Consider the following 6,217-nt stretch of genomic DNA (forward strand, 5'->3'; position numbering starts at 1 on the left):
CGCACCGGCGACGCCAAGCCTCCAAATTGATACAAAAGAACTTTGATGATTTCACCAACAACGAAGTGCTAAATTTATAACCAAACGTTATGGTATCAGCCGCCCGGCGCGAGCGTCCCAAGCACTGCCACCAGCGCCACCACGACAAACCCGGCCAGGCTTTCAAGCATGAGCGATCTGCGCAGACGATGTTCCGCGCCGGGGATACCGGCTTCCAGTGCGGGCACGAGGCGCCAGCGGTTCGATGCGGCGAGGCCAAGCATGAGCATAAACACGCTCAGCTTGACCACGAGCAGGACCGACCAGAGACTGCCGAGCGCCTCGGGTGCGACCGGAAGCCCAACGATCGAAAGGGTACCAGCCAGACCGGTCACGACCAGCACGAGGACAACCAGGGTCCCAGTCCGGGCGAAACCCCGCAGGTCTCTGAACTGCCGCTCGGGTTCCGTCCGGAACTGGCCAAACAGCAAGCTCGCCAGCGCCCCAAGCCATGTGGCGGCGGCAAGCAGGTGGGCTCCGTCCGCCAGCCTTCGGCCCAACCCCGCCGCTCCTTCACCGGCGCCGGCATGCCCGGTCCATGAGGCAGTGACCAGGGCCACACCGCCGCACAGGGCCATGACCGGCAGACGCAACCGTGCAGGCAAGGTAAAGGCGGCCAGGACGAAAAGCACCAGGACGAGCGTGCGGCTTTCTAGCACCCACCCTAGTGGCGTGGCCGCCAGTACTGCCGAAAACGTCGCGCCATCAACGGCACTCGGCTTCAAGCCAGCCATGACGGCCACGCTGACCCAGCCCCACCACCACGAAGTGACGACAGCCAAAGCGGCAAGGCCGGACAGGACGAGCCGCAAGCTGCCGCTCAGACGCGATGTGCCCATCGACAACGAATAAAGCGGCAGCCCAGCCGCAAGTAAAAGAGCCAGATAGCTTGCGGCGCGTGCCGCAACCAGGTCAGTCACCAACACGCCCGCTCATTTCACCGCGAATGAATAGCTGCCTTCGACGCGGTGCTGGTCTGCGGCAACCGCATGCCACTTCAACAGATAGGTTCCGGCCGGAAGCGCGCGCGGCAGGGTAACCGTCAGCGTCTTGCCATCCGCCTTGCTGGTAAAGCCCTTGATCGGCATCGGCTGGTGGCCGGACATGCCTGGCATGCCCGTCATTGTCAGCTCAATGCCGGACAGAGGACCGACCAGCGCTTCGGAAAAGGTCAGCGTCAGCTTTATTGGCTTGGCAACCGTGGCATCGGCTGCCGGCGTTGCCGAAACCAGCTTGGGATGCGCCACGGCGGCTGCCGGCAGCAGCATGGCGGCACCAAGGGGGGCGAGCAGGGTGAGGGCAAGGCGGCGCATGGCTTCTCCAATGATTGTGCTTGGGCCGCACCGGATCGTTCCGCACCGGCCTTGCCTGCGATACGCGTGCAACCACTCTAACCCTCACGCCGACAGGACCTTTTTTCGCTTTTTCCTTGCCAGGCCTCTCGCCTCGCTTGAGGGATAGGGGGGTGACCTGCGTATCCGATTGTAGAACCTGACTGGAAAGACGCGACATGACCGAACTTGACACCCTGCTGGCCCGGCTTGGCGAGGAGCCCGCGGGATCGCGCCTCGACGGGCTCGAAGTTCGGGTCATGCACGGGGTTGCCCGGCGCCGAGAACAGATCGTGGAGCGACGCGGTTATCTCCTGGCCTGCTGCCTTGCAATCGTCGTTGGCACTGCGGCCTCGGCGATGCCCGGCACGCCAAGCTCGACCGAGCCCTTGCTGGGCTTGCCGGCCTCGGCACCCTCTCACCTCCTGATAGACTGATGCGCGGAGCACGCCACTATGTGCTGACCGCAATCGTCGCCTTTGCGGCGGCCCTTGCCGCGATCTGGATGGCGAGCACCTTCACGCTCTTCGCACGTGGCGAAGGAAGCGAACTGCATACGCTGGTGCACCAGAAGCTCGACCTCGACGCTGCGCAGGATGCTCGCATAGAGAAACTGGAAGCGCAGTTCGCCGAGCGGCGCAAAGAGCTCGACTTGCAGATGCGCAATGCCAACGCCGATCTTGCCAGGGCGATCGAGGCAGAACACCTCTACGGGCCTAAGGTCGCACAGGCCGTGGACCGATCCCACCATGCCATGGGGGAGTTGCAGAAGGCCACGCTTTCCCACGTGTTCGCGATGCGCGCGGTGCTGCGCCCCGACCAGGCGGCGCGTTTCGATGCCGAGATCGGCAAGACGCTGACCCAGTCCGACCACAAGTAAGGCAAAGTGGCTATCGGCCCGCCCCCATCCCCTGATGACCCGACCGATGCCGCGCTTGTCGCCCAAGCACTGGCGGGGCGACAGGCAGGCTATAGCGGCCTCATGCAACGCCATCGCGAGGCCGTCTTCCGTCTGGCCCGAAACCACCTGCCCGACGAGGCCGACGCGCTGGACGTTACCCAGGAAAGCTTCGTCTCCGCCTTCGCGGCCCTGCATCGCTACGACCCGGCACGGCCCTTCCGAGGCTGGATCCTGCACATTGCCCTCAATCGCTGCCGGGACTGGGCCCGGCGCCGCAAGGTGAGAGCCTTCTTCACCTTCGCAAAGCCCCTGGACGACGCCCTCCACATTGCCGAAGGCTCGCCCGATCCCGAAGCGGCGCTGGGTGCCAATCAGGAAACCGAGAAACTGCGACAGGCCATCGCCGCCTTGCCTGCTACGCTCAAGGACCCGCTCCTGCTCTGCGCGGTCGAGGGACTGTCGCAAGAAGAGGCCGCACAGGTTCTGGGAACGCACCGCAAGGCAGTGGAAACCCGCATCTATCGCGCACGCCAGAAATTGCGGGAGATGCTTGAGGGATAATCCGGCGCGATGCGTACAACGGTCGATGGAACAGGGATTCAGCATCGATCGTCGTCGCCTCCTCGCCGGAACCGGAGCCCTCGCCACAAGCCTTGCTTGGTCGGCCCTCTGCCCGGCCTGGGCGCGCAGTGGAACTGCCGGGCTGGCCGCCGGGCCAGTGCTCACCGGAGAGGAAATTGCTCTTTCCATAGGCGAAGGACGCTTCACTACCGGCCGCCGCTCGGCCCGCGCGGTAATGGTGAACGGCACCCTGCCCGCGCCGCTAATCCGCCTCAAGGAATGCCGGCGCGTGCGCCTTGCGGTGACCAACCACTTGCGCGAGCAGGCTTCGATTCACTGGCATGGCCTTCTGGTTCCCACGCAGATGGACGGCGTTCCGGGCCTCAGCTTTCCCGGCATCGATCCGGGCGAGACCTTCACCTACGAGTTCCCGCTGATCCATTCCGGCACGTTCTGGTATCACAGCCATTCCGGGATGCAGGAAGGCCTTGGGCTCTATGGTCCATTAATCGTCGATCCTGCGGGCCAGGATCCGATCGCCTGCGATCGCGAGCACGTGCTGGTCCTCTCCGACTGGAGCCCGATGGCGCCCGAGGCGCAATTGCGCCGCCTGAAAATCATGGGCGGCTATTTCAATCGCCAGCGCCAAACCCTCTCCGGCCTGCTTGCAGGCAAGGATCAGTCGCTCGGTGAGCGCCTCGAATGGGCGTCCATGCGCATGGACCCGACCGATATCTCCGACGTGACGGGCATGACGTACAGCTTCCTGGTCAATGGACATGGTACACCGGAAAACTGGACCGGGCTGTTCGTGCCGGGTGAACGGGTGCGGCTGCGCATAATCAACGCCTCGGCCATGACCAACTTCAATTTCCGCATCCCCGGCTTGCCGCTCAAGATCGTCGCGGCTGACGGAAACATGGTCCAGCCGGTCGAGACCGACGAACTGCAGATTGCCATCGCCGAGACCTACGACATCATCGTCGAACCGGCGCAGGACCAGGCCTATGGCCTGATTGCCGAAGCCATCGACCGGTCCGGCCTGGTCCGCGCGACGCTGGCCCCGCGCCTCGAGATGGTGGCCCCCATCCCCGCCCTGCGCGAACGCCCGCTCCTGGGCATGCGGGACATGGGCATGGACATGAGCGCAATGGACATGGGCACCGGCGGCGAGATCGACCTGTCCAAGCCTGCCAATACCTCGATGGATGGCCATTCGATGTCGATGCGCGATCCCTCGGTCGCGCCGGGCGTGACGATGGGGCCGGGTGTCGCCACCCTCTCGCCGATGCCGGTCGACCGGCTGGCCGAGCGTCCGACCGGGCTAGAAAGCGTCGATCACCGCGTCCTGACTTATGCCGACTTGCGCAGCCTCGAACCCAATCCCGACCCGCGCGTGCCCAGCCGCCAGATCGACGTGCACCTTACTGCCAACATGGAACGCTACATGTGGTCGATTGACGGGGAAACCTTCTCCGACGGCGCGCAGCCGATCCCGCTGCGGCTCGACGAACGGGTGCGGGTGAACCTCATCAACGACACGATGATGCCGCATCCGATCCACCTGCACGGCCACTTCTTCGAACTGGTTTGCGGCGAGAAGGGCCACAGACCGCGCAAGCATACGGTCAATGTGCTCCCCGGCGGCAAGGTCTCGTTCGACCTTACTGCCGATGCCGAAGGGGACTGGGCCTTCCACTGCCACATGATGCTGCACATGCACGCCGGCATGATGCGCGTGGTGACCGTTCGCCGCGAAGGAGACGCGGCATGAAGCGGGCCCTCTTCGTGCTCGCCCTGATCTCCGCTCCCGCCGCGGCGCAGGATGCCATGGATCATTCCGGACACGTCATGGCTGGCATGGACACTGCCCAGGAGACAGGCAGCGACAGCGAAGAGCCGTGCAATGCGCCGCCGCCGCCGGTCCCGGACGACATCCTCGCAGACCGCTACTACGATGCAGCCCGCATGAAGGCAGCGCGTATGCACCTTGCGCATATGGGCCATTACACCAACGCGGCCATCCTCATCGACGAACTGGAATACCGCGCCGTGGACGGGCGTGACGGTTACGGCTGGAAGGCGCAAGCCTGGTACGGCAACGACCACGACCGGATCGCGGTGACCAGCGAAGGCGAAGGCGCTTTTAGCAAGGCCGCTGAGCAGGTCGAGACCTCGCTCCTGTGGCGCCATGCCATCGATCCTTGGTTCAACCTCGAAGCCGGCTTGCGCCATGATTTCCGCCCTGATCCCGAACGGACTTATGCGGTTGTCGGGATCCAGGGCCTTGCGCCCTACTGGTTTGAGCTGGAAAGCCAGCTGTTCGTTTCCGACCAGGGCGACGTCCATGCCCGGCTTGGCGCCAGCTACGACCAGCGCATCACGCAGCGCCTGATCCTGGAGCCCGAAGCGGAAGTGAACCTGGCCTTCCAGGACGTGCCCGAACTGGGCGTGGCCAGTGGGTTCGAACGCATCGAACTGGGTGCACGGCTACGGTATGAGATCATGCCAGGCGTCGGCCCTTACTTGGGCGTCCACTGGGAGCGAAGGCTGGGAGGCAACGCGGACCTTGCACGGCAGGAAGGGGAAAGCCCCTCGCAAGTGGCTGCGGTCCTTGGCCTGCGGGCCTGGTTCTGAAACCATCGCCCGCAAAGGCTCCCCTTTCGGCAACGAAAACTGACGGGACGCTGACAATCGGCAAATTCAGCCGACAACTTCCGGCAATATTTCCAGCATGCACTGGAAATCCCTGACATGCCCATTCGCCTGCCTCGTAGCCACCAGCCTTTGGACAGTTCCGGCTTGTGCCGCGCCCGATGCGTCGGGCGAGATCGACCTGTTTGAACTGCGCTTGGGCAAGGACGAGGAGCAACTTCTCGTGCAAAGCACATGGACGCTTGGCAGCGGGGAAGACCAAGCCGTCTTCAAGCTTGACAGCGGAAGCGATACCCGAGCTGGCTTCGACGATACCGAGGCCCAGGCACTTTACTCACACGCCCTGGGGGACAAGGCCGCGCTACTAATGGGCGTGCGTCATCATTTCCGGTCTTGCTGCGATCACAGCTATGCCGTGAGGCAACATTCACGCCATGGCTTGAAGGCGAACACTATTTCTACATGTCGGACGAGGGAGACGTTCTTGGCAGCGCGCAATTGGTAGCGCGCTGGAACCTGAAACCGAACCTTGCGCTGGAACCACGGATCGCTGGAGGCTGGGCCGCACAGGACGTGCTGCAGGAGGATGTCGGCTCTGGGCTGACCGATGTCGAAACGTCCGTGCGCCTGCGCTATCAGGTGCTGCCTGCCGCTGATGTCTACGTTAGTGTCCGTCCATAAACGGGGTATTTTTGCGGTCTGATTGGACGTCAAACGCGGTCTGTATCGC

9 protein-coding genes are annotated in these 6,217 nt (G+C 63.8%); 7 read left to right on the forward strand and 2 right to left on the reverse strand.

What is annotated here, in order from left to right:
• Positions 1-95: 95 nt before the first annotated feature.
• The gene (copD, locus tag IEX64_RS22370) at positions 96-959 is read right to left on the reverse strand and encodes a copper homeostasis membrane protein CopD (protein ID WP_188823452.1); all 864 of its coding nucleotides are present in this window, start codon (positions 957-959) and stop codon (positions 96-98) included.
• A gap of 12 nt (positions 960-971) precedes the next feature.
• Complete coding sequence (copC, locus tag IEX64_RS22375) at positions 972-1,352, reverse strand: copper homeostasis periplasmic binding protein CopC (RefSeq protein ID WP_188823454.1); 381 nt, start codon at positions 1,350-1,352, stop codon at positions 972-974.
• 197 nt (positions 1,353-1,549) lie between these two features.
• On the opposite strand from copC, the gene IEX64_RS22380 reads away from it, so the two are divergent.
• The 7 genes from IEX64_RS22380 (at position 1,550) to IEX64_RS24655 (ending at position 6,168) form a co-directional block, all read left to right on the forward strand.
• The gene (locus tag IEX64_RS22380) at positions 1,550-1,807 is read left to right on the forward strand and encodes a hypothetical protein (protein WP_188823457.1); all 258 of its coding nucleotides are present in this window, start codon (positions 1,550-1,552) and stop codon (positions 1,805-1,807) included.
• Positions 1,807-2,250 (forward strand): periplasmic heavy metal sensor, encoded by a 444-nt coding sequence (locus IEX64_RS22385; RefSeq protein ID WP_188823458.1) that lies wholly within the window; start codon positions 1,807-1,809, stop codon positions 2,248-2,250. Before IEX64_RS22380 ends, IEX64_RS22385 begins: the two co-directional genes overlap by 1 nt.
• Before the next feature lie 6 nt (positions 2,251-2,256).
• Positions 2,257-2,832, forward strand: a complete 576-nt coding sequence (locus IEX64_RS22390; RefSeq protein WP_229710654.1) for an RNA polymerase sigma factor — start codon at positions 2,257-2,259, stop codon at positions 2,830-2,832.
• A gap of 25 nt (positions 2,833-2,857) precedes the next feature.
• Positions 2,858-4,606, forward strand: coding sequence for a copper resistance system multicopper oxidase (locus tag IEX64_RS22395; RefSeq protein ID WP_188823460.1), 1,749 nt, complete (start codon positions 2,858-2,860; stop codon positions 4,604-4,606).
• On the forward strand, positions 4,603-5,469 hold the full coding sequence (locus IEX64_RS22400) for a copper resistance protein B (protein WP_188823463.1): 867 nt from the start codon (positions 4,603-4,605) through the stop codon (positions 5,467-5,469). Before IEX64_RS22395 ends, IEX64_RS22400 begins: the two co-directional genes overlap by 4 nt.
• A 97-nt stretch (positions 5,470-5,566) precedes the next feature.
• A complete protein-coding gene (locus IEX64_RS24815) occupies positions 5,567-5,992 on the forward strand; it encodes a copper resistance protein B (protein WP_188823465.1) in 426 nt (141 codons plus the stop codon).
• Positions 5,881-6,168 carry a copper resistance protein B gene (locus tag IEX64_RS24655; RefSeq protein ID WP_268238473.1) on the forward strand — a complete coding sequence of 96 codons (288 nt, stop codon included), beginning with the start codon at positions 5,881-5,883 and terminating at the stop codon, positions 6,166-6,168. The genes IEX64_RS24815 and IEX64_RS24655 overlap by 112 nt, the downstream gene beginning before the upstream one ends.
• Positions 6,169-6,217: the final 49 nt, after the last annotated feature.

It is taken from the genome of Novosphingobium indicum (assembly GCF_014645195.1).
Lineage (GTDB): Bacteria > Pseudomonadota > Alphaproteobacteria > Sphingomonadales > Sphingomonadaceae > Novosphingobium > Novosphingobium indicum.

Coding starts and splice junctions, on each gene's coding strand:
- copC (WP_188823454.1), bottom strand. CDS start 1,352: ATGCGCCGCCTTGCCCTCACCCTGCTCGCCCCCCTTGGTGCCGCCATG.
- IEX64_RS22380 (WP_188823457.1), top strand. CDS start 1,550: ATGACCGAACTTGACACCCTGCTGGCCCGGCTTGGCGAGGAGCCCGCG.
- IEX64_RS22385 (WP_188823458.1), top strand. CDS start 1,807: ATGCGCGGAGCACGCCACTATGTGCTGACCGCAATCGTCGCCTTTGCG.
- IEX64_RS22395 (WP_188823460.1), top strand. CDS start 2,858: ATGGAACAGGGATTCAGCATCGATCGTCGTCGCCTCCTCGCCGGAACC.
- IEX64_RS22400 (WP_188823463.1), top strand. CDS start 4,603: ATGAAGCGGGCCCTCTTCGTGCTCGCCCTGATCTCCGCTCCCGCCGCG.
- IEX64_RS24815 (WP_188823465.1), top strand. CDS start 5,567: ATGCACTGGAAATCCCTGACATGCCCATTCGCCTGCCTCGTAGCCACC.